This window comes from Desulfogranum aggregans, assembly GCF_055398265.1.
This window is the reverse complement of sequence record NZ_AP042447.1, coordinates 1,245,938-1,272,463: the sequence shown is the minus strand read 5'-3', so window position 1 is coordinate 1,272,463 and position 26,526 is coordinate 1,245,938. Positions and strand designations below refer to the sequence as shown.

General features: G+C 53.3%; 24 protein-coding genes and 1 tRNA gene. 12 read left to right on the top strand and 13 right to left on the bottom strand.

Translation table 11 applies throughout. The features are described from left to right. Positions 1 to 19: 19 nt before the first annotated feature. A complete protein-coding gene (locus ACZ52Z_RS05900; protein WP_464269828.1) occupies positions 20 to 340 on the bottom strand; it encodes a hypothetical protein in 321 nt (106 codons plus the stop codon). A gap of 369 nt (positions 341 to 709) precedes the next feature. Beyond that, positions 710 to 797 (bottom strand) — tRNA-Leu (locus ACZ52Z_RS05895). A gap of 155 nt (positions 798 to 952) precedes the next feature. On the opposite strand from ACZ52Z_RS05895, the gene ACZ52Z_RS05890 reads away from it, so the two are divergent. Further along, the gene (locus tag ACZ52Z_RS05890; protein ID WP_464269827.1) at positions 953 to 1,939 is read left to right on the top strand and encodes a potassium channel family protein; all 987 of its coding nucleotides are present in this window, start codon (positions 953 to 955) and stop codon (positions 1,937 to 1,939) included. Here the strand turns inward: ACZ52Z_RS05890 and ACZ52Z_RS05885 are convergent. Genes ACZ52Z_RS05885 through ACZ52Z_RS05875 form a run of 3 tightly spaced genes read right to left on the bottom strand, consistent with a single transcriptional unit; the run spans position 1,914 to position 4,976 of the window. Then, positions 1,914 to 3,098, bottom strand: a complete 1,185-nt coding sequence (locus tag ACZ52Z_RS05885; protein WP_464269826.1) for a pyridoxine 5'-phosphate synthase — start codon at positions 3,096 to 3,098, stop codon at positions 1,914 to 1,916. The genes ACZ52Z_RS05890 and ACZ52Z_RS05885 overlap by 26 nt on opposite strands. A 26-nt stretch (positions 3,099 to 3,124) precedes the next feature. Then, positions 3,125 to 4,111 (bottom strand): PhoH family protein, encoded by a 987-nt coding sequence (locus ACZ52Z_RS05880; protein ID WP_464269825.1) that lies wholly within the window; start codon positions 4,109 to 4,111, stop codon positions 3,125 to 3,127. A 1-nt stretch (position 4,112) separates the two neighbouring features. Further along, positions 4,113 to 4,976 (bottom strand): DsbA family protein, encoded by an 864-nt coding sequence (locus tag ACZ52Z_RS05875; protein WP_464269824.1) that lies wholly within the window; start codon positions 4,974 to 4,976, stop codon positions 4,113 to 4,115. 90 nt (positions 4,977 to 5,066) lie between these two features. Here ACZ52Z_RS05875 and ACZ52Z_RS05870 point away from each other — a divergent pair, with 90 nt between their 5' ends. The 7 genes from ACZ52Z_RS05870 to ACZ52Z_RS05840 all read left to right on the top strand — a co-directional run bounded on the left by ACZ52Z_RS05870 (position 5,067) and on the right by ACZ52Z_RS05840 (position 11,968). Next, positions 5,067 to 5,255, top strand: a complete 189-nt coding sequence (locus ACZ52Z_RS05870) for a hypothetical protein (protein WP_464269823.1) — start codon at positions 5,067 to 5,069, stop codon at positions 5,253 to 5,255. Between the two features lie 153 nt (positions 5,256 to 5,408). Further along, positions 5,409 to 5,861: a DUF3015 family protein gene (locus tag ACZ52Z_RS05865; RefSeq protein ID WP_464269822.1), complete on the top strand. Its 453-nt coding sequence runs from the start codon at positions 5,409 to 5,411 to the stop codon at positions 5,859 to 5,861. Positions 5,862 to 5,879: 18 nt separating this feature from the next. Then, positions 5,880 to 7,856 (top strand): Lnb N-terminal periplasmic domain-containing protein, encoded by a 1,977-nt coding sequence (locus ACZ52Z_RS05860; RefSeq protein WP_464269821.1) that lies wholly within the window; start codon positions 5,880 to 5,882, stop codon positions 7,854 to 7,856. Between the two features lie 27 nt (positions 7,857 to 7,883). Further along, the gene (locus ACZ52Z_RS05855; protein WP_464269820.1) at positions 7,884 to 8,207 is read left to right on the top strand and encodes a hypothetical protein; all 324 of its coding nucleotides are present in this window, start codon (positions 7,884 to 7,886) and stop codon (positions 8,205 to 8,207) included. A 388-nt stretch (positions 8,208 to 8,595) separates the two neighbouring features. Further along, positions 8,596 to 10,767: an adenosylcobalamin-dependent ribonucleoside-diphosphate reductase gene (locus ACZ52Z_RS05850; protein ID WP_464269819.1), complete on the top strand. Its 2,172-nt coding sequence runs from the start codon at positions 8,596 to 8,598 to the stop codon at positions 10,765 to 10,767. A gap of 277 nt (positions 10,768 to 11,044) precedes the next feature. After that, positions 11,045 to 11,545: a YecA family protein gene (locus ACZ52Z_RS05845; RefSeq protein ID WP_464269818.1), complete on the top strand. Its 501-nt coding sequence runs from the start codon at positions 11,045 to 11,047 to the stop codon at positions 11,543 to 11,545. Positions 11,546 to 11,575: 30 nt separating this feature from the next. Next, a complete protein-coding gene (locus tag ACZ52Z_RS05840; protein WP_464269817.1) occupies positions 11,576 to 11,968 on the top strand; it encodes a VanZ family protein in 393 nt (130 codons plus the stop codon). A 65-nt stretch (positions 11,969 to 12,033) separates the two neighbouring features. Here the strand turns inward: ACZ52Z_RS05840 and hemB are convergent, their stop codons facing one another. The 4 genes from hemB to ACZ52Z_RS05820 form a co-directional block, all read right to left on the bottom strand. Then, positions 12,034 to 13,014, bottom strand: coding sequence for a porphobilinogen synthase (hemB, locus tag ACZ52Z_RS05835; protein WP_464269816.1), 981 nt, complete (start codon positions 13,012 to 13,014; stop codon positions 12,034 to 12,036). A gap of 55 nt (positions 13,015 to 13,069) precedes the next feature. After that, on the bottom strand, positions 13,070 to 14,455 hold the full coding sequence (locus ACZ52Z_RS05830) for a sigma-54-dependent transcriptional regulator (protein ID WP_464269815.1): 1,386 nt from the start codon (positions 14,453 to 14,455) through the stop codon (positions 13,070 to 13,072). 66 nt (positions 14,456 to 14,521) lie between these two features. After that, positions 14,522 to 16,747 (bottom strand): sensor histidine kinase, encoded by a 2,226-nt coding sequence (locus ACZ52Z_RS05825; protein ID WP_464269814.1) that lies wholly within the window; start codon positions 16,745 to 16,747, stop codon positions 14,522 to 14,524. 24 nt (positions 16,748 to 16,771) lie between these two features. Beyond that, positions 16,772 to 17,350: a DUF4390 domain-containing protein gene (locus ACZ52Z_RS05820; protein WP_464269813.1), complete on the bottom strand. Its 579-nt coding sequence runs from the start codon at positions 17,348 to 17,350 to the stop codon at positions 16,772 to 16,774. 359 nt (positions 17,351 to 17,709) lie between these two features. Here ACZ52Z_RS05820 and ACZ52Z_RS05815 point away from each other — a divergent pair, with 359 nt between their 5' ends. The 3 genes from ACZ52Z_RS05815 to rfbC all read left to right on the top strand — a co-directional run bounded on the left by ACZ52Z_RS05815 (position 17,710) and on the right by rfbC (position 19,793). Then, a complete protein-coding gene (locus ACZ52Z_RS05815; RefSeq protein ID WP_464269812.1) occupies positions 17,710 to 18,027 on the top strand; it encodes a DUF134 domain-containing protein in 318 nt (105 codons plus the stop codon). Positions 18,028 to 18,153: 126 nt separating this feature from the next. Continuing rightward, entirely contained in the window at positions 18,154 to 19,224 is a 1,071-nt protein-coding gene (rfbB, locus tag ACZ52Z_RS05810) for a dTDP-glucose 4,6-dehydratase (protein WP_464269811.1), read from the top strand. Positions 19,225 to 19,244: 20 nt separating this feature from the next. Then, a complete protein-coding gene (gene rfbC / locus ACZ52Z_RS05805; RefSeq protein WP_464269810.1) occupies positions 19,245 to 19,793 on the top strand; it encodes a dTDP-4-dehydrorhamnose 3,5-epimerase in 549 nt (182 codons plus the stop codon). Between the two features lie 5 nt (positions 19,794 to 19,798). Here rfbC and ACZ52Z_RS05800 read toward each other — a convergent pair whose 3' ends face one another. After that, positions 19,799 to 21,802 (bottom strand): ribonuclease catalytic domain-containing protein, encoded by a 2,004-nt coding sequence (locus ACZ52Z_RS05800; protein ID WP_464269809.1) that lies wholly within the window; start codon positions 21,800 to 21,802, stop codon positions 19,799 to 19,801. A 218-nt stretch (positions 21,803 to 22,020) separates the two neighbouring features. Here ACZ52Z_RS05800 and era point away from each other — a divergent pair, with 218 nt between their 5' ends. Further along, positions 22,021 to 22,929 (top strand): GTPase Era, encoded by a 909-nt coding sequence (gene era / locus ACZ52Z_RS05795; protein ID WP_464269808.1) that lies wholly within the window; start codon positions 22,021 to 22,023, stop codon positions 22,927 to 22,929. Positions 22,930 to 22,962: 33 nt separating this feature from the next. Here era and ACZ52Z_RS05790 read toward each other — a convergent pair whose 3' ends face one another. The 3 genes from ACZ52Z_RS05790 to ACZ52Z_RS05780 form a co-directional block, all read right to left on the bottom strand. Next, complete coding sequence (locus ACZ52Z_RS05790; protein WP_464269807.1) at positions 22,963 to 24,348, bottom strand: S41 family peptidase; 1,386 nt, start codon at positions 24,346 to 24,348, stop codon at positions 22,963 to 22,965. Between the two features lie 123 nt (positions 24,349 to 24,471). Further along, a complete protein-coding gene (locus tag ACZ52Z_RS05785; protein ID WP_464269806.1) occupies positions 24,472 to 25,629 on the bottom strand; it encodes a murein hydrolase activator EnvC family protein in 1,158 nt (385 codons plus the stop codon). Positions 25,630 to 25,637: 8 nt separating this feature from the next. Next, positions 25,638 to 26,525 (bottom strand): cell division protein FtsX, encoded by an 888-nt coding sequence (locus ACZ52Z_RS05780; RefSeq protein WP_464269805.1) that lies wholly within the window; start codon positions 26,523 to 26,525, stop codon positions 25,638 to 25,640. Between the last annotated feature and the right edge of the window lies 1 nt (position 26,526).

The following is a 26,526-nucleotide window of genomic DNA, read 5'->3' as shown; positions in this document are numbered from 1 at the left end:
CGATGTTATTTGCTCTTTATCAAGGGGTGTTTGCAGCGTATATTCTGCCTCTGGGAACCTTCGGACCTTCAATGGAGTTAACGGGGTTTTCAACGGGGAGTTCCCCTTCTTTACGGGCCTTGGTGAAGAGGTGGGAAATGATGGCCAGTTCAAGTCGAGCTGCATACGCGGACACACTCTTCAAGCGTGTATCGTGATACCTGGCAATAATAGCGGCGGTGATATCAGGTAATAATGTATCCCTGCCAAAATTTTCTTTCAGCAGTTTTGCAATTCTTCTTTCTCGCTCCTGGGTTGTCAGCGCTTTTTGGGGAGTAACCGTCTTGAGGTATTTTTCCAAGACCTCTTCAGGGGTTATTTGTGCATGGCGAGGGGCTTTAAATCATGTATTTTTAACCTCAGTCTCGACCTCAGCGGCCCACGTTCGTGCTTCTCCCTTGGTATCGAAAGTCCTGGTAAGAGATTTATACCCTTTGAGGCGAATGGTCACAGAGTATGATGTTTTTTTCTTTCCCTTTCTGGGGCCAATCCTGGCTATCTTTTTTTCTCAATATCATTTTTGCTCCATTTTTGCTCCACAAAATATAGTAAAAAAGGAGCAGAAAAAGGCAAAATAAAACTGAGATCAGAGGGAAGGAGAGGGGCTACTGGAAAAAAGAAAAGGGTTAAAAAGCTGTTTTATTTCAGCTTGTTAACCCTTGCTGTTTCTTGGTGCCCGGAGCGAGAATCGAACTCGCACAGCCATACGGCCGAGGGATTTTAAGTCCCTTGCGTCTACCAGGTTCCGCCATCCGGGCACAATGCGGTACTGTATACACAGCTGAAATATTTTTGTCAAATCACATTTGCAGTGCTATCACCGCGTGGAAAATGAGGAGAATGTGCTATAGTAGGGCTAACAGTAAAAATATAATCAAGCAGTTACCCTTTATACCCCGACTTTGGCCACCTCATGCGTAAAGCCCTCATTATCACTGGCTTGTTCCTCATGCTCCTCTTTGCCGGGACCATCGGCTATATGCTGTTTGAGAACACCAGTTTCTGGGGAGGGATGTATCTTACAATTATAACTGTATTTACAGTTGGTTATGGTGACGTTGTTCCCATCCATCCGACCGGGAAGGTTTTTACTGTTTTTTTGGTCATCACCAGCGTGAGCTTTGTGATGTACACGTTCAGCAAGATTACGGAAACCATGATCGAAGGGGAGATACGTGGGATATTCAGGAGGAGAAAGATGAACCAGCATGTGGCCCGTCTCCATGATCATTACCTGGTGTGCGGCTTTGGCAGAATCGGCAGGGAAATCTGTAAGATCCTGGAAGAGAATGACCGTTCGTTTGTGGTGATTGATAATGACCCGGAGGTGATACATGACGTTGAGGAGCTTCACTACCTGGCCTATGAGGGGGAAGCCTCCGATGATGACGTCCTGCTGAGTGCCGGGATTAAACGGGCCACGGGCCTGGTGTCGGTTGTCTCCACTGATGCCGACAACCTTTATATCACGCTGACAGCCAGGGGGCTGAACCCCGAACTGTATATCCTGGCCAGGTCAAGCGGGGCTTCCGGAGTGCAGACCAAGCTTATGCGGGCCGGCGCTTCCAAAGTGATTTCGCCCTATGCCATCGGCGCCAGACGAATGGCTCATCTTATCGTCCGTCCAACGGTTACTGACTTCATCGACCTGACCATGCGGGCCGGGGAGCTGGACCTGCTCATGGAGGAGCTCAGGGCGAGTTCAAGCTCACCCTTGATCGGAAAAAACCTGATCGAGGCGGAAATCAGGAAAAAACATGACGTCATTGTGGTTGCCATCAAGCGGGAGGATGGTACCTTCCTGTTCAACCCCAAGCCCGACACCTGTATTTATACAGGCGACATCCTGATTGTTCTCGGCTCGTATGAGGATATTACAGCGCTTGGTAAGGAGCTTTAACGATAGCGCGCATCTCGCGCACAGCCTGGTCGAGCCCGACCATTACCGCCCTGCTGATCACCGCATGACCGATACTTAATTCTTCAATGGTGGGGATGGCTGCAATATGCGCGGCGTTGGTGTAATCAAGACCATGTCCGGCATTTACCCGTAAGCCGGAGTCATCGGCCAGTTCCGCAGCCTGTTCAATCAGCCGAAACTCCTGATCAATCTCCTCGTCTGCAGTTGCCTCGCAGTAGCGTCCGGTATGCAGTTCCACAAAGGTGGCTCCTACCTCGACTGATGCCTCCACCTGCACGGCATCGGGATCAATGAACAGGGAAACCGGAATCCCGGCCTTGTTCATTTTAGCGACCGCCTTTTTCACCCGCTTGAAGTTTCCCACTACATCCAGGCCGCCTTCAGTGGTCAGCTCTTGACGTTTTTCCGGTACAAGGGTGACCATGTCCGGCTGTATCTCCAGAGCAATGTCGATGATCTCGCGGGCAATGGCCATCTCGAGGTTCAGCTTGGTTTTGACGGTTTGCCGGAGGAGCCGTACATCCCTGTCCTGGATATGTCGCCGGTCCTCACGTAGATGGACCACAATGCCCTCGGCACCGGCAAGTTCGCAGATGCCTGCGGCAATAACCGGATCAGGTTCACTGGTTCCGCGTGCCTGACGTACGGTGGCAACATGGTCAACGTTAATGGCAAGTTGCGGCATGGTTGTTCTCCTGGTGTGTAGAAGTTGACGGAAAAGTGCTTTTTCCTTGTCCCACATGGCTACAGCCTCCTCCTCCGAACGTTCGTGGTCGTAGCCGAGCAGGTGGAGAAGGCCATGAATGATCAGTTCCACCAACCGCTGGTGGAGTGAAATGTGCATCCGACGGGCCTCTTGGGCAGCGGTTTCCACGGAGATGAGGATATCGCCGAGCTCGCCGTGTGGAACAATGAATCCGCTGTCAGTCGGATCAACCGGAAAAGAAAGGACATTGGTGGGACCCGGCCTGTTGCGGTATTGCTGGTTGTAATCGGCCATTTCCCGATCGCTCATCATGACAACGCTGAGCTGGGCCTTGCCCAGTTTGAGCAGGGAACGGAGCTCCGCAGTCTGGCGCCTGAGCAGGGAGCGATTGATGGTGTAGCTGCTGACGGCTTCGGTAGAGGTGAAATGCATGGCAGACCAAGGGCGGGCACTGGTTGTTATTGGTGGCTCGTAGCCTGTTTTTCGTATGCCTGGATGATTTCCTGTACCAGCGGATGACGGACCACGTCGGATTTGGAAAAGTGGCTGAAGCCGATCCCCTGAATACCGTCAAGGATTCGTTTGGCCTGGATGAGGCCTGAGCGCTGATTGCCGGGGAGGTCGATCTGGGTAACATCGCCGGTAATAACCGCTTGGGAGTCAAAACCGATCCGGGTGAGGAACATTTTCATCTGTTCCTGGGTCGTGTTCTGGGCTTCGTCCAGAATGATGAAGGCGTTATTCAGGGTACGGCCGCGCATGAACGCCAGCGGGGCGATCTCGATCACTCCGCGCTCTACCAGCTCCTGGGCTTTGGTTTGACCCAACATATCGTTGATGGCGTCGGTCAGGGGGCGAAGGTAGGGGTCAACCTTCTGGGCCATATCTCCGGGAAGGAAACCGAGCTTTTCTCCGGCTTCGACCGCGGGCCGGGTCAGGATGATGGTGTTTACCTTTTCGCTGGCCAATGCGGAGACGGCCATGGCCACGGCCAGATAGGTCTTGCCGGTACCGGCAGGGCCGATTCCGAAGACAATATCATGGTTGCGTATGGTTTCTATGTAGCGTTTCTGGTTGACGGACTTGGGTGAAATTACCCGGTTGCGGGAGGTGATGTATACCTTATCAAGAAAAATTTCCTCCAGGGGTGTTTGGGGCGAGGATTCAAGGATTTTTACGCCAAAGGCGATATCCTGACTGAAGACCGGGTACCCTTTTTGAATAAGGGCATAGAGCTGGCGAAGGGTGGACTCGGCTATACCGACTGCATGGCTTCGTCCTTCAATCTGTACATTGCTGCCCCGTACATGGATGTTGACCCCGGTGGCCTGCTCAATGGTGTGCAGGTTGCGGTTAAATTCGCCAAAGAGTATCTGGGCGGTGGTGTTGTCGATAAACTCCATGTCCTTGCTGACCATGGAGTTGACTGCATGCTTGGAGCCCATCTTACTGTTCGCCTGCCTGTTTCATTTCCTGGTCAATCATCGCCTGCAGATCTTTGAGCGAGCGGCTTTTGACCCGCACACCATTGACAAACAGGGTAGGGGTTCCGGTAACCTCTGCATTCTGCGCATCGAACATGTCCCTGGCCAGTTGTTGGCGGGTTGCGTTGGATTCCTTGTCTTTACGGAATTGTTCCATATCCAGCCCAAGGGCGACCGCTGCTGCGTCGATGGATTCGGGAGTCACTTTTTCGGTTGCGAAAAGTGCGTCATGCATTTCCCAGAATTTTCCCTGCTGCTGAGCGGCAATGGCTGCTCGTGCGGCATGCTCGGCCTGGGGATGCATTCGCAGGGGCAGATGCTTAAACGCTACCTTGAGGGTTTTCGGGTTTGCCTGCAGTAATTGGTCGAGGATGGGTTTGACCTTGCTGCAGTAGGGGCACTCAAAATCAGAAAATTCAACCAGGGTCACCGGAGCTTGCGGATTGCCGAGGATGGGGGCCGTACTGATATCGATGGTCTGAGTGACGCTGATGTCGAGTACGGTGAAGCTGCGGTCGTCTTTGCCGAGGAGATAGAGCATTTCACCACGGGGGGAGATATCAATGTCGACCACATCAGGGGCAACGGGTATACTTCCCAGTTTTTTCCCGGTGAGGTCAAAAACATGTACCTTGGAATCTGTCCCGAGGACAAAGGTTTTTTTGTTGTCCAGCGAGTGAACAAAGGCTTGCGGGGTAACCCACATGGTCCATTTTTTCTGGACCGACCAGTTCAGGTCGCCGGAACGCATGGTGGTGTTTGTCTGGGCGGCGTGCAGGCTAAGGGGCACGAACAGCAGGGTGCAGAGAGCCAGGGTCTTCAGCATGGGTGATTTCCTCTAAAAAAAAGAAAAGGCCTGAAAAGGCCCGAAATAGTTACACGACAGGAATGCTGCTGGTACTATAATGAAGGTTGCATGAATTGGCAAGCCGCAAGCAAAAAAGGCGGGGAGGCAGAGCGGTTGCCGGTTGACGGCACGGTGGTGGTCGAATATCCTGCAGGTGTGCACGCCTCCAACGCTGGGGTCTTGACGATGCTGAGGCTGGGTCTTGAAAGTTGCCTGTTCAAGCGATATGCAGCAGCTCGTATGCCTCTGCTTGCCTGATGCGTCACCTGTGCGGGATGCTGTCGTCAAGCCGGGAGGTTTGGTCGGCAAGCCATGAAGCGCTGTAAGATGCCACAGAGACGGGTGTCTCGCATCTTCACCCTGTTGGGCGTTCACGGCTTTTGGCAAAAAACTACAAGAAGAGAGCGTTGCATGTTCACCACACCTAAAACTGGAGCGGGCACCGGAGGCGGGGCATGGTTCGGGTTGCCGATGGCGCTGGCAATAATGCTGCTGTTGTCAGGCTGCGCAACCACTACCGCTCCCACTGAAAGTACCACCAACACACTGGACAAAACAGTGAATGTCACCCTTGATGCCAGCTCCAGTAGCAGTCCTGGGGCTTCCGGCAGCGGCAGTGCAGGCGTAGAAGCCTTTACCCGGGCAAATTTTGCCAGCCTCAAAGGGGAAATGGCCGCAGGCAATGGAGAGCACCTGGCAGCCCTTGGCGCCCTCCTGCATATCCCCGATGCAGAAAGGGACACCTTCTATCAATTGACCAGGGAGAACTACCGAGAGCTCTATCCCTCGCCAGCCACCACCCCGGAAGATATGCTGCTCATCCTCAACCATACCCTCGTCGCTGCGTCACTGGTTCACCCTTGACCGTCTGAAATCTTCGCTGTGGCCACTGGCATACCGTCCAGCCGAACACCGCTTCCCATCTTGTCTGTGGCCCTTTGTAGGTACCACGCGGTTGTCCTGGTAATCCTGCTGCTGGCTGGCGCGGAGAGCTGTTGCTTTGCCGATGACCGGACGTTGCTTTTGCAGGCTGCTGCAGAAAAGGGAGTGTGGGCGTCGGCCCAGTGGCGTCGCCTGTTGCACTATCCGAGAGATGCAGGCCCTACCGGAGCAGGAAAAAGCAGCATTGAGGAAGGCGATTTTTTTCTCTCTCCCCGGGGCCGGTATGACCCTGTAGCTGAGGGCGAGGCAACCCTCGCGCAGCTGTTGAACCAAGCCCTGGACCAGCAGAAAGAAGATGTGCGCTGCCGTTTTCCGGCCCGTTACCAGTTTCTTCAACACGTGCTGGCAAAGGAGTTGTCGTCGTTGCCTTTCTCGCCCCCACGCTGCCCAGCCTTGGAAGAGTGGCTGGCCGGCATAAACCCCTCCGGGGTTACCCTGGTGTATCCTGTATCTTACCTTAATAATCCCGCCTCCATGTTCGGGCATACGCTGCTGCGAATCGATTCAGCAGAGTTTTCGCCTGCCCATCCGCTTCTCTCTGCCAGCATCGGGTTTGCAGCGCGCACCGACGGAGAGCGCGGGATGGAATATGCGCTAAAGGGCATTTTCGGGGGCTATGTCGGTGCATTCACCGCAGAACCATATTATCTCCACGCTACCCGATACGGTCAGCTGGAAAACCGCGATATATGGGAGTACCCCCTCAGTCTGACAACTGAAGAGACCCGTTTGCTCCTGCTCCATGCCTGGGAACTGCAGCAGGCAGAGTTCACCTACTTCTTTTTCGACGAAAATTGTTCGTATCAACTCCTGAACCTGCTGGAAGTAGTGCGACCCCAACTCCGGCTGACCGATCAATTCTCCCTGTGGACTCTTCCTGTGGATACTGTTCGTGATCTGTATGCTGCGTTGGGAGGGGGGCAGCAGGTGAGCTATCGACCAAGCCTGCGCACCCAGCTGGAGCAACGGGCAACCAGCATGGACGGGTGGTTAGTCACCCTTGCCAGGAGGGTGGTCGAAGGTGAGGTCAACCCCGAGGACTTAAGGGGCCTGGGGGTGAGCGACTCGGATGCCGCCCGGGTGCTTGAGTTCGCCTACACCGCTTTACGCTACCGAATGGCCTCCATGGATGACGCTGCAGGGCGGCAGACGGAAGAGACACTCCATCGGCTCGCTGGAGTGCGCAGCACCATCACAAATGCTGCACCGCAGCCGCATTGGACAGCCCCTTTGGTTCGACCGGACCAGGGACATGATACCGCTCGAATGGATATCGGGCTGGGCTGGGATGAACAACAACCGTTTTTCCAGGTGGGGGTGCGTCCGGTACTCCATGATCTGTTTGATCCTCCTGGAGGGTACGACCAGGGGGCGGAAATAGAGGTGCTGTATCCGCGGTTTCGCTTCTATCCGCAGCAGCAGCGGTTTGAGCTGGAGTCAATGAAGCTGCTCAATATTCTTTCGGTTTCTCCTGTAAGCGCGGTCGCTAGTCCCCTTGCCTGGAAAGGGGAGGTGTCTCTGCGGCAGTTCACCTTTGGTGATGAGCAACAGGCATTGATTGCTGATGGAAGTCTCGGTTTCGGTGTCAGCACCATTGCCGGTTCGCATACGTTGCTCTTTGGGCTTTTAGGTGCGGAGCTGCTTGCCTCGGATCGTTTTGCGGATACAGTGGATTTCGGCCCTTTGTTCACTTTTGGTGCGGTTCTTCCCGCGAGGGGGGAATCACTTTTTGGTGTGCAGGGGCAAATCGCCTATATGGGCCTGGAAGCTCATGAGATGGTGTATGATGTTTCCTTCATCTACTCCAAGACTGTGGCCAAAAACTCTGCTCTGCGGTTTACGCTTGGACTTCATCAGGACTTTGCTGCCGCTGACATGCATGCATCCCTTCAATGGCAGACCTTTTTTCGGTTGTGAGCAGTGGAGTCGTGGCAACCCTTTTGCGTGGAAATGGTGTTTTTTTTACCACCGCCAGGTGATTTTGGGCTGAACCCATTGATAATGGGCGGTTTTTTATTTTTCTGTCAAAAACACAATATATGGGGCAGTTTCTTCTTGAAGGGTGCTATATGTTGTGATAATGTGGCTTGCGATCAGGCAGGAAACCGTGCGGTTTTTCTTCCTGTTTGTTCGTTGAATTTTTCAGATCGCCCGAATGCATTCATCCCAGCGAAGTGGTTTGTCGGTCTGTGGTTCATTGGCCTGGGCATCCCCATTCGTGACCTCTTGGGGCTTGAATTTTTACGGAGCGCGTTTGTCAACGCATGAGCGCTATCTGTACACAACCCAGGCTCACCACGACGTTACATGGTTCGTCCAGACCACGTACCTTTGCGGCGTTGGCATTGCATTGAGCGATACCTGTACAGTATGGGCAATTTCATTGCCTCCTGCATCATTACCGTTGTGTACGCGCACACGCAGGCCGTAGAGAAGGCAGTGATACAGGTTTGCATCATTATTTAAACCCAGCTTTTTCAAGCGCAGATTTCCATTTTATTGCTACTACCACAGCTCTGGTGACCGCCTTGTGCCATCCTATCCTGCGTGGAACAGAGCTGATGTGCTTATATAACTAACTTACCGGTAACCGAACGTGTATATGTATGGTCAACACGTTTTGACACCTGCTACCCATGGGAGAGAGGGAACACACATGACCCGTGAAATGCCGAGACACCAGCTGACTGAAACCGCTGAAACGGTGTTAAACCGTCGCTACTACCTGAAAGATGAGCAGGGGAGGCCTATCGAGAATTGGGAGACGCTCTGCCGTCGCGTGGCAAATGCGGTGGCGCAGGTCGACCAGGACCTGGAAGATTACGAAACGGTCCGTGATGAATTCTTTGACATGATCTTCAACCTTGATTTTTTACCCAACTCGCCCTGCCTCATGAATGCAGGCACTGATCTCGGTCAGTTGTCCGCGTGCTTTGTCCTGCCGGTGGAAGATTCCATGGACGGTATTTTTACCTCCATCCGCAATGGTGCCCTGGTCCATAAAACCGGCGGTGGTACGGGGTATGCTTTCTCCCGGCTCCGGCCAAAAAATTCTGCTGTGCGCTCAACGCAGGGTGTTGCATCAGGGCCACTGAGCTTTGCCGCTGTTTTTGATGCGGCGACTGAGACCATCAAGCAGGGCGGGAAACGACGCGGTGCCAACATGGGGGTTTTACGGGTCGATCATCCGGACATTCTTGATTTTATCAGTGCCAAACAGGAGCAGGATAAGTACACCAACTTCAACTTCAGTGTGGCGATTACCGATCAGTTCATGCTGGCGGTCCGAGACGACCAAGAATATGACCTGGTGGATCCGTCAACCCGCAAGGCCGTGAAAAGTCTGCGGGCAGCGGACGTGTTCAATAAGATCATAGATCTTGCCTGGCACAATGGCGAGCCGGGGGTGCTCTTCATTGATGCCGCCAATCGCGACAATGCCACCCCGCAGCTGGGTGACTTTGAAGCGACCAATCCCTGCGGAGAGCAGTGGCTGCTGCCGTATGAGTCGTGCAACCTTGGCTCCATCAACTTGGGCCAGTACGTGCAGGAGGGCAAGGTCGACTATCCGCGACTCGGTAAAACCGTAGCCCTTGCTGTTCGCTTTTTAGATAATGTTATCGACTGTAATCGGTTTCCTATTCCAGAAATCGCAGAGATGACCCAGAAAACCCGGAAGGTAGGGTTGGGGATCATGGGGCTGCACGATATGCTGATCCAGATGGAACTCCCGTACGGTACCGAAGAAGGACGCGAGGCATCGGCCAAAGTGATGGCCTTTATTCGTCGCGAGGCCGAGCAGGCGTCCATTGAAGTCGCCAAGGTGAAAGGGCCGTTTCCAGCCTATGATCCGGCAATCAACACCTATCCCGCACGGAGAAATGCAGCCTTGACCTCCATTCAGCCGACCGGAACCGTCTCGATGATTGCTGACTGTGCGTCGGGGTGTGAACCCTATTTTTCCATTGTCATGGAAAAAAACGTCATGGATGGCGATCGGCTGTTGATGGTGAACAAGCTGTTTGAGAAAATAGCCAAGAGTGAGAGCTTTTACTCGGATGCGCTGTTGGAGGAAGTGGCGCAATCCGGTACGGTTATCGGTCATGAACAGATTCCTGAAAAATGGCAGGAGATTTTTCGCACTGCCCAGGATATCTCGCCGGAAAAACATATCCGCATGCAGGGGATCCTGCAGCAGAATGGAGTTGATTCCTCTATCAGCAAGACCATCAACCTCCCCTCATCCGCTACCCTGGATGATGTGCGGACCTCTTACCTGCTTGGCTTTGAACTGGGGTGCAAGGGGCTGACCGTCTATAGAGACGGTTCCCGCGACCACCAGGTGCTTAATACGGTTGCCACCGGCAACGAGCAGACGGCTGTGGTTTCCTCAACAGGACCGGTCAGGAAAAATACACTGCCGGATGTGCTCAGTGCAAAACGGTACCGGCTTAAGGATATCAACGAAAACACCATGTATATCATTGTCTGTTTTGACGAGAATGAAAACCCCATGGAGGTTTTTGCCAAATTTCCTTTTGATAATCGGGTCGACCTCAAGGATAAATCAACCATGTGGACCACTACCTGCCGGCTGGTTTCCCTGGCATTGCGCTACCAGATCCCCATGGATGAGATCATCAAGCAGCTTGACCGCTCAAGCGGCCATATGCTCGACCTGCCCGCACAGCTTGGCAAACTCCTTAAATCGTTCATGGCCGGCACCCAGCACGGATTTGCCTCCATCTGTCCGGAGTGCAGCGGTAAACTGATCTTTGAGGAAGGGTGTGAAGTCTGCCATGATTGCGGCTATTCCAAATGCTCCTAAGGCTTCTGCCAATGCTCGTCGACCCGCTCTTTTCAAGAATAGTTTTGTCGAATCTATACAGGTGGTTGTTCATTTTCGCCAGGGGTGGGAGTAGTGTTGAGCAATCCATACAGGGTTCACTCAAGGATAGTTCAATACGGTTTTGACTTTGCGTTGCATGGACGCGGAACATTGCCACTTGTGTGGATTGGCATAATCTGTTAATTGCTGTGCCTACCCACCGCAGTTTCCGGTGGGTAGGGGTAATTTATCATGTAATCACCAGGGAAGAGGTACAATGGGGAAGATCGGGAGAAATCAGCCCTGTCCGTGTGGATCGGGAAAGAAATACAAGCACTGTTGCCTGACAGCCAAACAGTTGGAGCAGCGCAAGACCCAGGACGACCAGGTTAAGCTGACCCTGACTAATGCTATCGAGCGGATACAGCAGGCTGCGGCCGAAAAAAAAGGGAGCTTTTTTGAGCTTGGTGTTTTTCTGTTTTACAGTGACGTCATGGGAGATGCCTGGCTGCTGGAGGTGACGGATACGGATGCGGTGCAGGTAGCACAAGCCGGTGAACCCCTTGCGATACCCATCGAGGAAAACAGCGAGACCATCGAGATCAATTGGAGTCACACCTTTGCGATCCGCGACAAGCAATTGTTCCTCACCGCCTATAGTGATACGCAGGAAATCCAGCTGGAGCGAGCACCAACGCAGCAGATTCACGCCGCCATCCGCAGGGTGCACAAACGATACTCTGCGGAACTTCTCGATCAGGTCCACATTTCCAGCTAATCAGACCGGCTATAAAGGCAGGTAGGAGGCATGTACCTTCGGATTGCGCGCTCTCTTCCCATGATCGTGGTCATGGGAATCATTTTTTTTCTTTCCCATCAGCCGGGTGATGCCCTGCAGCTCCCCCAGATCAGCAACCTGGACAAGGTTCTCCACGCCGGTGTGTATGCCGTTCTTGGCTGGAGTTGCTGCCTGGCATCGCCGCCATCTTCCTGGCGATATCATCCCAGAGCCACAGCTGCTGCCGTGTGGGGCCTCTGCCTCCTGTATGGCATGAGTGACGAGGTGCACCAGTTCTTTATTGCCGGTCGCCAAGCATCAGCAGCCGATATGGTGGCCGATGGAGTGGGGGCGTTGATTGCGGTGGGTTTGTATTGGCGGTATCTCAGGGTGGGGGAGAAAAGCTACGCGACCCAGCCATAGCAGCAGCAAGGGGAAAACAGGGCCGACGCGAGGTGGCGCCGGCTCGCTGTTTTTGGGCAATGCTACTATTGGGCCTTAGCCAGCAATCTGGCCATGTCCTTGGCGAAATAGGTAAGAATAATGTCTGCACCTGCTCGACGGATGGAGAGCAGGGTCTCTGCCATGACGCGTTCGCCGTCAATCCACCCTTTTTCCGCAGCTGCCTTGATCATGGCATACTCACCACTGACATGGTACGCTGCCACCGGCAGGTCAAACTCGTCGCGCAGCTGCCTGATGATATCCAGGTAGGCAACTGCCGGTTTTACCATCAGGATGTCTGCTCCCTCCTCAACGTCCAATGTCGCCTCCCGCAACGCCTCCCGACTGTTGGCCGGATCCATCTGGTAGCTTCTTCTGTCTCCGAATTGGGGCGAACAGTCTGCAGCATCACGAAACGGACCATAAAAGGAAGAGGCATACTTGACCGCATAGGACATGATTGGGGTCATGTGATAGGAGTTTTCATCCAGCACGGCGCGAATTTCGCTGATACGGCCGTCCATCATATCTGATGGAGCAACCATGTCTGCCCCGGCCTGGGCGTGGGAAAGGGCAGTTTTTGCCAGCAACTCCAGGGTGGCATCGTTGTCCACCTCCTCATTGTGGAGGCAGCCGCAATGACCGTGATCAGTGTACTCACACAGACACACGTCGGTGATAACGTTGAGTTCCGGTGTCCGATTTTTCAGTTCCCTGATTGCCTGCTGAATGATACCGTTTTTGGCATAGGCCCCTGAGCCGACACCATCCTTTTTTTCCGGAAGACCAAAGAGGATGACCGATTGAACCCCAAGGGCAAGGCATTCTTTTGCCTCCTCCTGCAGCCTGTCGATGGACAGGCGGAATACGCCGGGCATGGAAGGTACTTCCTCGCGCTTGTCCTTGCCAGGCAAGACAAACAGGGGATAAACGAGTTGATCGGGGGAGAGGCGAGTCTCCCGGATCATGGAGCGCAGGGTTGCATTTTGCCGCATTCTGCGCGGACGGTATTCTGGAAAAACCATGATTAGACCTTGTAACGAAGAGTTTATGGATGGGCTCGGGGCAGGTGCCGGTGGTTTAATGCGCCTGTTTGCTTATGGAAGCGACATCAATGCCGAGCGCTTTCAATTTTTTGTGGAGGTGACTTCGCTCCATGCCGACCTGTTCAGCGGTTTTGGAAATATTCCCCTCGTTTTCCATGATTTTTGCCTTGAGGTAATCAATTTCAAAGGCACGGCGGGCTTCCTTATAGGGCAGGTGGGCGAATTGGTGGAGCGGAGAGCTGGAGGCGACGGGAGCAACCGCTTCCCCGCCAAGAAAGAGGGCCACATCGCTGTCGGCAATAACGTCCTGAGGGGTCATGATCACCAGCCGTTCGATCATGTTGCGCAACTCGCGAACATTGCCGGGCCAATCGTGACGCATAAGTGCCGTGAGTGCCTCCTGCGATATCTTTTTGTTGCCAATTCCTTTTTTGCGGTAGTTGTGCAAAAAAACATCGACCAGCAGGGGGATATCTTCGCGTCTGTCCTTGAGGTCAGGCACGTTGATCGGGACCACGTTGAGACGATAGAAGAGGTCCTCGCGAAAATTTCCCTTATGCATTTCCTCTTCCAGGTTTTTGTTGGTGGCAGCCAAAACCCGTACATTGACATTGATGGTTTTGGCCCCTCCGACCCGTTCGAATTTCTGTTCCTGCAGGATGCGCAGTACCTTGGCTTGGCTTTTGAGACTCATGTCGCCGATTTCATCAAGAAAAAGGGTTGAGCCGTTGGCCTGATCGAATTTGCCTTTTTTGGGTTCAGTGGCCCCGGTAAATGCTCCTTTGACATGGCCGAACAGTTCTGACTCGATCAATTCTTCGGGTATTGCGGCACAGTTCACTTCGATCATTGGCTGGTTGTTGCGTGAGGACTTGCGGTGAATGGTCTGGGCGACCAGCTCCTTCCCGGTTCCATGCCCGCCGCGAATCAGTACCCATGCATCGGTTGGGGCAACCCGCTCGATTTGCTCACGAAGGGAGGTGATGAGCGCACTGTTGCCGGTAATATCGGGTTTGCTTGGCCCGCTTTCCCTGAGCAGTTGGTTTTCCCTCTCCAGCCGGGCGACATGCAGGCCGCGGCCAATGGAATGGATGATCTTGTCATAGGAAAGCGGTTTTTCGATGAAGTCAAAGGCGCCGATTCGTGTGGCCTGTACCGCGGTGTCGATGGTGCCATGGCCGGAGATCATGATCACGGGAAGGTCAAACTGCTCTTTGATCAGTTGTAATGCCTCAAGCCCGTCCATGCCGGGCATCCAGATATCGAGCAGGACCAGGTCGACTTCCTCTTCAGCAAGCAGCTGCAGACCTTCTTCTGCCGAGCCGGCAGAAAGCGGGGCAAACCCCTCATCAGCAAGAATTCCGGAGAGCGACTCACGGATGGGCTGTTCGTCGTCTATGATGAGGATATGTATGGCCATGGGCGGAGGGCGGTGGATGGATCGGAAAATACAAAGTCGACTGTGGTGGACGGACGACCTACAATATCAGGAGTCCAGGGGTAATTCAACCGTAAATACCGTGCCGGTCGGCGTGTTGTCGTGAACCAGGATCGCCCCGTTGTGTTCGGTGACAATAGTATGGGCAATGGCCAGGCCGAGGCCGGTACCGGATTTGCGGGTTGAGAAATAAGGCTCAAAAAGACGCAGCTTGACATCCTCGGAGATTCCGGGACCATCGTCGGCGACGATAAGGCGTACTGTGCGGGGAGCCTGTTGTTGGAAGGTAAGGCGGATGGACAGGGTGCCGCCATTCTCCATTACGCTCACCGCATTATCCAGCAGATTGATGACTACCCGTTTGATCTGCACCGGATCAAAGCAGAATCGCGGTAGCTGGTCATCAGTTTCCAGGGTAAAGGCGATGTGCTTGTGCGCTTCGCGATAGAGATAATAGATCTCCTCGATCATCTGTTGGATATCGGCCTTTTCCTTATGGATTTTCGGCATTCTCGCGAAATCGGAAAATTCACTGACCAGCCGCTTGATTTCTTCCACCTGATTAACGATGGTGGCAGTGCATTGATCAAAGATATCGATGTCTTTGGTGATGCTGTCCAGGTATCGTTTACGCAACCGCTGTGCGGAAAGCTGAATAGGGGTTAACGGATTTTTTATTTCATGGGCAATTCGCCGGGCAACCTCCTGCCAGGCAGCCAGCCGCTGTGCTTTTTCGAGTTTGGTCAGGTTGTCAAAAACGATGACAAAACCGATGGGGTTACTCTTTTTGTCGACCATGCGGGTAATGTTGACCTGGAGTGAGAGGGTCTCTCCCCTTCGCACCGTTACTCGCAGGTGGCGCTCAATGGAATGTTTGCCCGTGTGAAGCAACTCGTTGAGAAAGCTCTCCACGATCATGATGTGCGGCTTGGGCAGAAATTCGTGAAAATCCTTGCCGACGAGCCGGTTCGGCTGGATATGGAGGAGCTCCTCGGCAAAGCGGTTGATGGTCGTTATCTTGTTTTTTTCATCCAGAGCAATAACCCCGGCAGCGACATTCTCCAGAATAGTTTCCAGGTAATGCCGCTGCTGCTCGGAAATAAGGTTGCTTTCCTGGAGCGCTTTGTGGGTGACCGCCAGTTTTTCGTTGGAGGCCTTGATATCGGAGGTCATCGAATTGAAAGAGTCTACCAGCAGCCCCATCTCGTCCTCTGATTCTTTTTCTATAACAAAGTTGAGATCTCCGTCGGCGACCCGCCTGGTCGCAAGGGCCAGCTTGTTGATCGGTCCGGTGATGCCCCGGGCAATATAAAAGCCGAACCAGATTGCTCCAAAGAGTATGAGCAGGGTGGTTATCAGCATCATGATGATCAGGCTGAGTTTGATCGGTGCTTTGAGGATAACCAGTTGTCTGTAGCCTGTAATGCCATCGGAAACAGCGTGCATCTGCTCCAGTTTGGCCGTTGGAATAAGGAGCGAGGTAACGAGGAATGCCGGTTGACGGTAGTGCAGGGGAACGTGGACCGGAACAATAGCCAGGATCAGCTCGCCCACACTGGTGTTGGTGGTGATGAGTTCGGTGGCGTTGTTGTTGGCTGCCTGACGCATTGCCTCGGAAGGGACGGCCGGCAATACGATCTGCTGCAGCCGTGGTCCGCGACGGGCAAGCAGTTGTCGGCCGTTGTCGTCAATGAGGGCAATGCTGTCCGGAGCTCCCGGTGGGGCGATGGCCAGGGTTCGCTGAAAAAGTTGTTCCAGGGCAGCTATATCGGTGATATCGACAGTGTAATTCTCCAGCAGTTCCGCCAACTGGGTGCCGATGACCTCGGTGCGTCGTTCGGTATCATGAAAAAGCGACTGGGCAAGTTTGAGAGAGGCCTCGAGCGAGTCTTCCACATTGGAGTTAAACCAGTAGTCCATCGAGGTCGAGACAAATCGGAGGGCGATGACGAACAGCAGGATAGTGGGCACCATGGATAGCGCAATGAAGGAGGCGACCAGACGCGTTCGCAGCTTGGAGCCGAGAATGTTCTGCTTGCGCTCAAAGACCAGTTCCACCAGGTTGCGTAATACCAGGTAGACCATCAACAGCAGCAGCAGCCCGTTGATGTTGATCAGAGCAAAAATGAGGACCGTGCTGGATAAGGGAAGGTGAAAATCGCCTTTGAGGAGACCGCGCTGCAGGTACCCGAGGATCGGGATCAGGAGCAGGCAGAATATGATGACATAGCGTATCAGCCGTTGTTTTTTTCTTTTCTGTTCAGGAGTGAGCATAGTCCATCCGGAGCTGCATCATAATCAGTAGCGAAATTCAATGGTTCGCCAATCGGTCTCAAAGTCCCACAGGGAGGTGAGGGGAAGTACGTAATGCATTCCCAGGGGAAGGGTATTTTTCTCCAGGGTGGCTTTCAGGCGGAGCGAATAGGGGGAGTCGGGCTCCAGTTGATCCAGGGAGATCACCCGCATACTGTTGAGTTCCGCCATAAGCTCCTTGGCTTCTTCCAGTGATCGGGTGGTTTGCACCTTGCCCGGTTTGGTTGAATGTTCGATGCGGTACTCTTCCTTGATGGTGTCGTAGGTCATGGTGTGGGCAATGGTCGTGTCGACCAGCGTGGAGTCAAACCAGTTGTTTCTGATTTGGTTGAGTTCGATATAAAAGGTGAAGATAATGGGGATACCGTTCTGCACACCGGTAATCATTTCGGGAGTAAAAGAGTTTTCCACCGTTGCAAACAGTAACAGGTCTGTCTTGGAAGTGGTGACGATGATATCCTTCAGCTCCGGAGGAAGATGATCCTGAGCCGCTGCCTGGTTGGCAAAAGGCGCTGCCAGGCACAGCAGGAGCAGTAATATCAGGTGTGGGACAAAGCGATTCATAGAAACAGTAGTATAGGGGCTGCGCTTGTGCTGTCGGCACGAAAAGCGATGAAAGTACAAAACCTGCTACCTTACTGCATAGGCTATCGTTTGTCCATTATCTCCCTGGAGTGAAACCATGGCTTTTTTTTCTGCCGGGGTGTTCAACCGCTGCATAATGGAGAGGAGAAGGGGGAAGTTTCCTTGTATATTTTGATGAAAAAAAGTATGACTGCCACACGCTGGATATACTGCCTGTGATCTGAGAGGGGGCGGTGTGCAGCCAGTCTCGAGCAGCGGGCATCCTGAACTTTTTGTGCCCTGGACCGATCGGTTTTTTTTCGTAACCGGAGCAGCGGACCCTTACCAGAAAAAGAAACATGTCGCCACGACCCAAGAAAATACGTCGATGTCAAGGACCTTTTTGTAAACGGGCTTTCAAACCGGCAGGGACGCCATTGCATGATTTGCCCAAGGTGTACCTGTACCAGGATGAGCTTGAGACACTGCGACTATGCGATGGTGAAGGTTTGTTTCAAGAACAGGCTGGTGAGCAGATGGGCGTATCAAGAGGAACGGTGCAGCGTACGCTGACCTCGGCACGAAAAAAAGTAGCCCAGGCCTTGTCCAGCGGAGCAGCCATTATTTTTGCGGTTGAAGATGAGGAAGAGGATACTCCCCCAGGCGGGGAGCCCTGATGGGCCAATCGGTTGTCCGGCGTCTTCAGCGCTCTCATTGTTACCATCCTCAAGCTGAAGAAACACTCGCCGTCACTGAAAAGGAATAACCCGCCCCATAGGGTGGAGAGAGAAGGAACATATTTCATGAAACGAAATGTACTCGTTACCGGAGGGTGCGGATTTATCGGTGCCAACTTTGTTCGCCTGCTGCTTGCCGAGCGGCCTGAGTGGCAGGTGTTCAACCTGGATAAACTGACCTATGCAGGCAACCCTGAAAACCTCACGGACGTGGCCGACAACGTCCGATATCATTTTATACATGGCGACATCTGTAATCAGCAGCTGATGGAAGATGTGTTCGTTGAACAGGCTATTGATACGGTGGTGCATTTTGCCGCTGAGTCGCATGTAGACCGGTCGATTACCGGTCCGGAGGCCTTTGTGCAAACCAATGTGTTTGGCACCTTCTCCCTGTTGGAGGCCGCCCGAAAAGCCTGGTTGCAGGGTAGCGGCAGAGCGGAGGACAAGCGATTTCTGCATGTCAGCACCGATGAGGTATACGGTTCGCTGGGACCTTCCGGGTATTTTACCGAAGACACAGCGTATGATCCACGATCGCCCTATTCTGCGTCCAAGGCCTCTTCCGATCACTTTGTTCGGGCGTATGGTCACACCTATGGGCTTCCTGTTCTGATAACCAACTGTTCCAATAACTACGGACCATACCAGTTTCCCGAAAAGTTGATTCCCTTGATGCTCAACAACGCCCTCAAAGGGGAAAAACTGCCGGTATACGGGGATGGAGCCAATATCCGCGATTGGCTGTATGTGGTTGACCACTGTGAAGCCATTGTCAGGGTCATTGAACAGGGAGCCGTTGGTCACGCGTATAACATCGGCGGACACAATGAAAAAAAGAATATCGAGGTGGTTGAGCTGTTGTGCTCCCTGTTGGACCGCAAAGTGGGGCTGCTGCCATCGGGTCGACCGCGGAGGGAACTGATCACCTTTGTCAGTGATCGATTGGGACACGACCGCCGCTACGCCATCGATGCCGGGAAAATTGAAGACCACCTGGGGTGGACACCCCGCTACACCTTTGAGGAGGGGATAGAGAAAACCATTGACTGGTACCTGAACAATGCCGAGTGGATGGAGCGTATTATCAATGGTTCCTACCGGCAATACTATGAGACAATGTACAGCAACAGATAAGTACCCTATCAGGATTTACTATGATTGTAGCACCCTCGACCATTCCCGATGTCCTTATTATCGAACCTACCGTTTTTGGTGATGAACGCGGTTTTTTTTATGAAAGTTTCAACCTGAAACGGTGGCAGGAAAAGACAGGCCTGATGCGGCCCTTTGTGCAGGAGAACCATTCGCGTTCAGGACACGGGGTCCTGCGCGGCATTCATTACCAGATTCGCCAGCCCCAGGGAAAGCTGGTGCGGGTGATTGCCGGAGAAGTATTTGACGTGGCTGTTGATCTCCGCAAGCATTCTCCGACCTTCGGCCAGTGGGCGGGTATCCGTCTGAGTGCAGAGAATAAGAAACAATTTTGGGTGCCGGAAGGTTTTGGGCACGGTTTTGTGGTACTGTCTGATGTTGCCGAATTTCTCTATCTGACGACCGATTACTATGCACCCGAGCATGAGCGGGCAATCATCTGGAATGATAAGCAGCTGGCGATAGACTGGCCGCTGGAAGGTGAGCCGCTATTGTCGGCAAAGGATATGGCGGCCCCGTCGTTTGCCGAGGCCGATGTGTACGAGGACTGAGCGGCCTACCACTCCACCCTGAGCAGATTGTCCAGAGGATTGACCCGCGTTATCTTTACCCGAACGGTATCACCTACCTCCACCGGAAAATAGGGGTTGACCGGAAGGTCAATGTCAAACAGGCAGTCGGTGAGCAGCAGGTTTACCCGTTTGGGCCCCTGGCCAACGACAAGCGCACTCAGCATCTGGCCCTGGCGCGGTTCGAGGTAGCGGAGAATCCAGTAGCGATGCCGCTGCTGCCGAATGGCATTGGCCCGACTGAGTTTCTGCTGGATGGTGCCGGCAAAGGTTTTGCACTCCTCCTGGGAAAAGAGGATGCCTTTCCCGTGAATCATGTGGCTGATCTGGTGCTGCATAACCAGATCAAGAAAACGACGAATCGGCGAGGTGATGGTGGTATAGCTGTTGAGGCCCAATCCGCTGTGGGGTTTTGGGTGGGCTGTCAACTCGCCGCGGGAGAGGAAGCGGCGTTGGAGTGCTATATCGGTGAGACTGTTGCTGCTCCCGGAAATGAGGCGTTTTTTTGGCGGCGGCTGAGAGCGGAAGAGACCCGGAGCGCCTCTGCCGGCGAGGTAATCTGCTGCCACGCCATTGGCAAGGATCATGAGCTCTGAGACCAAGCTGCGCGACGGAGTATCCACGGGCGCCAGGAACACATGAATATTGTTGCGGTCCCGGATGTCGATATTGGCATCAGGAAAGGGGAGCAGCAGTGCGCCGCGATCAACCCGGTTCTGGCGCAGTTTTTTCCAGACAGCGTTCAGGCCTGCGAGGGCTGGATCGCTTTCCACCATGCTGTCGGCTTCCCGATAACTGAGCTGGCGATGCACCTGAATGACGGATGGGACAATCGTGCTGTGGGTGATCATGCCCGATTCGTCCAGAGTTACCAGAAAACTGATCGCCGGTCGCGTCCTTCCCTTGATCAGGCTGCAGACATCGAGTGATAACGATTTAGGCAGCATCGGAACGTGCCCTTCAGGAAAATAGAGGCTGGTTGCCCGTTCCTGGGCCTCGGCAAAGAGGGGCGCACGAGGCGAAATGTAGTAACTGACATCGGTGATATGGATGCCTATGCGTACCTTGCCGTTGTCCAGCTGCTCGAAATGGAGTGCGTCGTCAAAGTCGCGAGTAAAGGCCCCGTCGATGGTGAGTATGGGAAGCTCCCGGAAGTCCTTGCGTTTAGGGTCCTCGAGCAGTTTTTCCAGAGGCGCCTCTATGACCTGCTCAGCATTGATCAGGCTGGCAGTGGAGAATTCATCAGGATGTTCCGATTTCAGCAGCGGCAGGTTTTCGTCGGCATCCCAGTATCCAGCTTTGACCAAGGTGGAGAAGCCGTCGTGGGGGGCCGTCAGCTCAGCCCTTTTGAGCAGGTCCCGCACCAAGGCGCTTTCCTCTCCGTCATTGCCGTGGAGCACGTACTGCGACAGCCAGTAGAGACATCGGTCCCTATCCGGCCATTCCTCAGTGGAAATCGATTCTCCTTTTGCTATTTTGCGCAGATACCTGGCACCGGACTGCAGGAGCTGTTCTTTTTCCAGCTGTTTTTTCCGCTCCTCCCGGAGATGCTCAACCTGTTCTTCTGTGTGGACGGTTATCTGATTGTTTTTGTATTTGAAGAAAAAGCGATCAGCAAAAACCGCCCGCACAAATCCTGCAATATGGTCATCGTCAAGGGTCGTTCCATGGACGAGCTCGGCTAAAAACGACACCGAATACCTGCTCTGCTCCTCTTCGTTAATTACCTCCCATAATTCTTCAAGATTGGTTGCCTGCGACAGGGAGGCGCGCCTTTCTGCAACGCTTTTTAGCAGCTGGATTTGTTCCTCCCGTGTGGTATCGTGCGGATGCCGGTGCTGCGAGAGGGTGACGATTCGGGATTGCGGCAGACTGATTTCACGACCATTTTGATTGATAAGGTGGACGCGTTTATCAGAAATGCTGGTAATGAGGGCACAAATAAATTTACCGCCGTCGATATATTCAACGATGTTGCCGGGGCTGATCATGTATCTAACACATTGCGAAGTTCGAAAGTCATGGTAACCTTACAGTGGATAGCAGGAATATGCCGCTTTGTCATTATATTCTTTACATTATTTTCTTGACTGGGACAGTCGCTCATGGGCGAGTGGGCCGCTGCATCAGCTACCACGCTGGGGCGCCGGTGGACCGGTAAATCCCTTGAGGCTATCCTTCATGTCAATATGTAAACCGGAGTAAAAACGTGAGTCAAGATAGTTACCGTTCAGGGGTTGTCGCTATTGTGGGGCCACCCAACGCAGGAAAGTCAACTTTACTTAACCACCTGCTTGGCCAGAAAATAGCTATTGTGTCCAATAAGCCGCAGACAACGCGCAATCGTATCCTTGGAATTGTCACCGGTGACGGTTACCAGATGATCGTCCTGGACACCCCGGGGCTGCATAAAGCGCGTGACATTATGAACAGGGAGATGATGCGGGTGGCGTTGGAAAGCCTGTCTGAGGCCGACCTGGTCCTGTTTATCGATGACAGTGCGGAGTTGACGGAAGAATTACTTGCCAAGCGGGAAGAAGAATACCGGCACTATTTTGCGGCAATATCGGTGCCGACTATTCTTGCACTCAATAAAATCGATTTGATTCGTCCTGAGCGCCTGTTACCCCTGACCGACTGGTACATCCAGCACCATACCTTCGATGCGGTGGTCCCGATCTCTGCGCTCAACGGTTCGGGGACGGACGTTCTGGTTCAAGAGCTTGTGCAGAGACTTCCTGAGGGCCCGCAGTTCTACCCTGACGATATTCCCACCGATGCATCAGAGCGTTTCATCGTGGGGGAGATTATAAGGGAGAAGATATTTCGTCTGACCAGAGAAGAAGTCCCGTATTCCACTGCAGTGGTCATTGATTCCTTTGATGAAAGTGATCCCCATGGCCCGGTGGTTATTCATGCCACTATCGTGGTTGAACGGAGCACCCAGAAGGGGATCATCATCGGTCATCGTGGCCAAATGCTTGCCACTATTCGTACCCAGGCGACGCGGGACATCGAACAGTTGCTGGGATGCAGAGCTCGTCTGCAACTATGGGTAAAAGTCCGCAAGAACTGGACCGGTAATGAGCACATTCTTCGGGAACTCGGTCTCGGCTGAGCTCTGCCCAGCTGGCTAGTCAGCGTCCCGTAACTAAGGGAGAGGAACCTTGCCACCGGCGGCAATGTCGAGGCTTTTCAGGATGATCAGCGCTGTCTGGAGTTGACTGTCGCTGCTAAGCATGTCGGCAACTGCCTCCGTCTCTTCCGTCTCTTGAGCGTTTTCCGTTTCTGTGGCCGCAGGCGGTAACGCTTCTTCGTCTTTGCCAGCTTCCTGGCCGATGTTGGTGAAGTGGCCTGGGAGGTCCTTTTCCCGCACTTTGGGTTCGTTGAACGGTGTTTCCTCATTCCGTACCACCTTGATAGGTGGGGCAACAATGTCCGGGTGGATGCCGGTTGCCTGAATGGAGGTGCCGTTGGGGGTATAGTAACGGGCAGTGGTTAGTCGTATGCCCGCCCCTCCCGGCATTGGCAGTATGGTTTGCACCGACCCCTTGCCAAAGGTGGTGGTCCCGAGGACGATAGCGCGTTTATGATCCTGCAGTGCACCGGCGACAATCTCGGCTCCGCTGGCCGAGCCGCCATTAACCAGAACCACCAAGGGGAAATCGTTGTATGGGCCGCCATTATGCGCCTCGAACACCATTTCTTCCTTGCCGTCTCGGCCTTTGGTGGAAACAATTACCCCTTGGTCGAGAAAGATATCGGCAATTTTTACTGCCTGATCCAAGAGACCGCCGGGGTTGTTGCGTATATCGAGCACAAGACCTTTTAACGGCTGCTCACGGGTGGCAGCACGCAGCGCTTTGCGGTAATCCCTGGTCGTCGAGGCTTGAAAACTGCTGATGCGGGTATAGAGAATTGAGGGCTCCAGCAGCATTGCTTTGACCGATTGCAGCGGTATCACATCCCTGCGCAGGGTGATATCCCGTATTTTTTTCCACTCCTCCCGGAAGATGGTCAGCGTCACTTCGGTATTGATCTTGCCCCGCAGAATTTTAACTGCATCTACCAGGTTCATATTTTTTGTCGGCGTTCCGTTGATACGGAGGATCTGGTCCCCGGCCTGCAGTCCTTTTTCCGCCGCAGGCGTCCCTTCAATGGGGGCGACGACCGTCAGGACGTTGTCGCGAATGGTGATCTCAATCCCGATACCGTTGAAACTTCCCTGGGTTTCCTCCTGCAGTTCGTTAAAGTCCTCAGGCGTCATGTAGGATGAATGGGGGTCAAGCGAGTTGAGCATGCCGTTGATGGCCCCGGCGACAAGTTGTTCGGTGTCCACATCATCTACATAGTGCTGCTGGAGGAGTACCAGAACATTGGAAAAAATTTCCAGTTGCTGATAGGTATCGCGTGCGTGGCGGTCATTGTCCTCGGCCAGTGCCGCCGTCAACGCGCAAAACAGAAAGAGCGGCAACAGGAAGAGGGGAATCCAGCGAGCTGCCGGTCGAAAGAGGGGGGAGCGCAGGGTATGGTTCATGGCATTCAAGCTGATTATCTAGGGTGAACTGGGAACACCACCTACCCTACTGGGAAAGGGGCGGAGAAGCAATCTCTATATGGAAAAACCAGTGCGGCGCAGAACCCGCGGCAAGCGGGCTGATTACTGTCCGTAAGCTCCAGGTTTCAGCCACGCTAACGGGTCCATAGGGGTGGAACCGTGACGGATTTCAAAGTAGAGCCCCCGACCAAACAGGGTGGCGATGTTGCCGGTGGTGCCGATCAGCTGTCCGGCATTCACCGCGTCCCCTTTCTCGATCATGAGTGCGTCCAGTCTGGCCGTGACCGTATAATACAGGTGGCCGTGGTCGATGATCACGGTTTTGCCGAATCCGCGCATATAACCGGCATATATAACCTTTCCCTCATAAATGGCATGAACTTTGGTCCCATCGTCGGTGGTAACAGTTATACCGTTGCTCAGAGGACTGTCCTGCTCCTTTCCCTGTTGAAATGGTGAAAGGAGCGATCCCGCAACCGGCGGGGGTAATGTGCCCTTGCTGTTGAGAAATCCCTTGCTCTTTTTTTCTTGTTTTTCTTTTAATTCCAGTATGGTGGAAGTGAGGTCGCCTTCGGCCTTGCGCATCTCCGTGAGTGCCTGGGCGTAGAGGTTTTTTTGGTTTTTTGTTTTGTGCAGGAGGGTGTTTTTTTCCTCGGCAATGAAATCAAGAGCCTTTTTTTCCTCTTCGGACTGGTGCAGAAAGGAGAGCTTGACCGTTTTTTCCAGTTCGTGGGCCTGTTTCGCCTGTTGTACGGCGGATTTTTTCTGGCGGTAGGCGTTGAATACCTCACGGTCATAGGTGACCAGGGAACGAAACGCGTCGTTAAACACCATGAGGTCGGGCAGGTTCTCCTGAGAAAAGGTGACATTGAGCAAATTGATTTTACCCATGTAGTAATAGGATGTAAGCCGCTGTATCAGGTGCTGCTGCAGCGCCTCTTTTTCCTGATTGATGGTCTCGATTTCCCGTTCCTTGGCTGCAATCAGGGCTTCCTGTTCCTGTATCTGCTGTTCAATCAGGGCTATTTTTTTACGCTGTTCTTCGATACGCGCATCCACACTCTCAATTTCTTCGAGAATGGTTTTTTCCTTACGGCCGGTTTCGCTGACCTTTTCCTGGTGTCGCTGAATGGCTTTCCGCAGTTTTCCAATGTTGATGGTGTGGCGCTCGATCGGCGGATCGCTAGGCTGGCTGTCGGCCCGGGCGCTATTCAGCGGCAGCAGCAAAAAAAAGCACAGAAATGAGGAGAAAACGCACATGAAAAACTTCAAAGGTGCAGGGTCTTTCTGGTAGAGGAAAAACTGCCAAAGGCGCAGAGAAGAGTCGATACACCAATGCATATGCCGACTGTTGACAGCGGAAGAAACGAAAAAGGAAAGAGCTGGAACAGGGTTGAGCCGGAAAACTGGAGCAGAATCCATTTGAAGAGCAGATAAAGTGCGGCAAGACCCAGACTGGCTCCGACCAGCCCTTGAAAGACGCCCTCGATGATAAACGGCATCCGAATATAGTTATTGGTCGCACCAACCAGGCGCAGCAATTCCAGTTCCTTTCTTCTGGTAAGGAGGGTAAGGCGAATGGTATGGGCCACCATGAAAGTGGTGGTCATGACCAGCAGTCCCGCGGAGAGAATGACCACGATTCGCATCAGCTGGATAAACGAATAGAACCGTTCAATCCACTCTTTTCCGTACTGGACTTTCAGCACTCCGGGCAAGGTGTGGAGGTAGTCGGAGAAACGTTTGATCCGCGCAAGGCTATCCAGGGTCTTGATCGGGGAAACCTCTATGGAGGGGGGGAGAAAATCTTTGGGGATATCCAGGAGGATATCTCGTTCATCGCCCAGCTGTTGGGCGAATCGATCAAAGGCCTGGCTGCTGCTGACAAAGGTGATCTGTTCGACCGCATCGAACTTTGTGATTTTTCTTCGGTACTCTTCCTGCAAAGGGGCAGAGGGCTCTTCGTCGAGATAGACAATCAGCCGCAGATCGTCACCGAGCTCTTTTCCGGCAGAGAGTGCATTGACGTAGGAAAGGTAGAAGAAAGAAAAAATGAGTACTGAAAGCGAGACGGTAAACAGGGTCATGACCTGGGATTTCCAGGTATGGAGCATATTACGGCCCGTGTGATGCAATGCGGAGGATAAGAGGCTCATG

What these genes read in the sequence shown, in the direction of transcription:
- ACZ52Z_RS05890 (WP_464269827.1), top strand. Translation starts at nt 953, where the DNA reads ATGCGTAAAGCCCTCATTATCACTGGCTTGTTCCTCATGCTCCTCTTT.
- ACZ52Z_RS05885 (WP_464269826.1), bottom strand. Translation starts at nt 3,098, where the DNA reads ATGCATTTCACCTCTACCGAAGCCGTCAGCAGCTACACCATCAATCGC.
- ACZ52Z_RS05880 (WP_464269825.1), bottom strand. Translation starts at nt 4,111, where the DNA reads ATGGGCTCCAAGCATGCAGTCAACTCCATGGTCAGCAAGGACATGGAG.
- ACZ52Z_RS05875 (WP_464269824.1), bottom strand. Translation starts at nt 4,976, where the DNA reads ATGCTGAAGACCCTGGCTCTCTGCACCCTGCTGTTCGTGCCCCTTAGC.
- ACZ52Z_RS05870 (WP_464269823.1), top strand. Translation starts at nt 5,067, where the DNA reads ATGAATTGGCAAGCCGCAAGCAAAAAAGGCGGGGAGGCAGAGCGGTTG.
- ACZ52Z_RS05865 (WP_464269822.1), top strand. Translation starts at nt 5,409, where the DNA reads ATGTTCACCACACCTAAAACTGGAGCGGGCACCGGAGGCGGGGCATGG.
- ACZ52Z_RS05850 (WP_464269819.1), top strand. Translation starts at nt 8,596, where the DNA reads ATGACCCGTGAAATGCCGAGACACCAGCTGACTGAAACCGCTGAAACG.
- ACZ52Z_RS05845 (WP_464269818.1), top strand. Translation starts at nt 11,045, where the DNA reads ATGGGGAAGATCGGGAGAAATCAGCCCTGTCCGTGTGGATCGGGAAAG.
- ACZ52Z_RS05840 (WP_464269817.1), top strand. Translation starts at nt 11,576, where the DNA reads ATGTACCTTCGGATTGCGCGCTCTCTTCCCATGATCGTGGTCATGGGA.
- hemB (WP_464269816.1), bottom strand. Translation starts at nt 13,014, where the DNA reads ATGGTTTTTCCAGAATACCGTCCGCGCAGAATGCGGCAAAATGCAACC.
- ACZ52Z_RS05830 (WP_464269815.1), bottom strand. Translation starts at nt 14,455, where the DNA reads ATGGCCATACATATCCTCATCATAGACGACGAACAGCCCATCCGTGAG.
- ACZ52Z_RS05825 (WP_464269814.1), bottom strand. Translation starts at nt 16,747, where the DNA reads ATGCTCACTCCTGAACAGAAAAGAAAAAAACAACGGCTGATACGCTAT.
- ACZ52Z_RS05820 (WP_464269813.1), bottom strand. Translation starts at nt 17,350, where the DNA reads ATGAATCGCTTTGTCCCACACCTGATATTACTGCTCCTGCTGTGCCTG.
- ACZ52Z_RS05815 (WP_464269812.1), top strand. Translation starts at nt 17,710, where the DNA reads ATGTCGCCACGACCCAAGAAAATACGTCGATGTCAAGGACCTTTTTGT.
- rfbB (WP_464269811.1), top strand. Translation starts at nt 18,154, where the DNA reads ATGAAACGAAATGTACTCGTTACCGGAGGGTGCGGATTTATCGGTGCC.
- rfbC (WP_464269810.1), top strand. Translation starts at nt 19,245, where the DNA reads ATGATTGTAGCACCCTCGACCATTCCCGATGTCCTTATTATCGAACCT.
- ACZ52Z_RS05800 (WP_464269809.1), bottom strand. Translation starts at nt 21,802, where the DNA reads ATGATCAGCCCCGGCAACATCGTTGAATATATCGACGGCGGTAAATTT.
- ACZ52Z_RS05790 (WP_464269807.1), bottom strand. Translation starts at nt 24,348, where the DNA reads ATGAACCATACCCTGCGCTCCCCCCTCTTTCGACCGGCAGCTCGCTGG.
- ACZ52Z_RS05785 (WP_464269806.1), bottom strand. Translation starts at nt 25,629, where the DNA reads ATGTGCGTTTTCTCCTCATTTCTGTGCTTTTTTTTGCTGCTGCCGCTG.
- ACZ52Z_RS05780 (WP_464269805.1), bottom strand. Translation starts at nt 26,525, where the DNA reads ATGAGCCTCTTATCCTCCGCATTGCATCACACGGGCCGTAATATGCTC.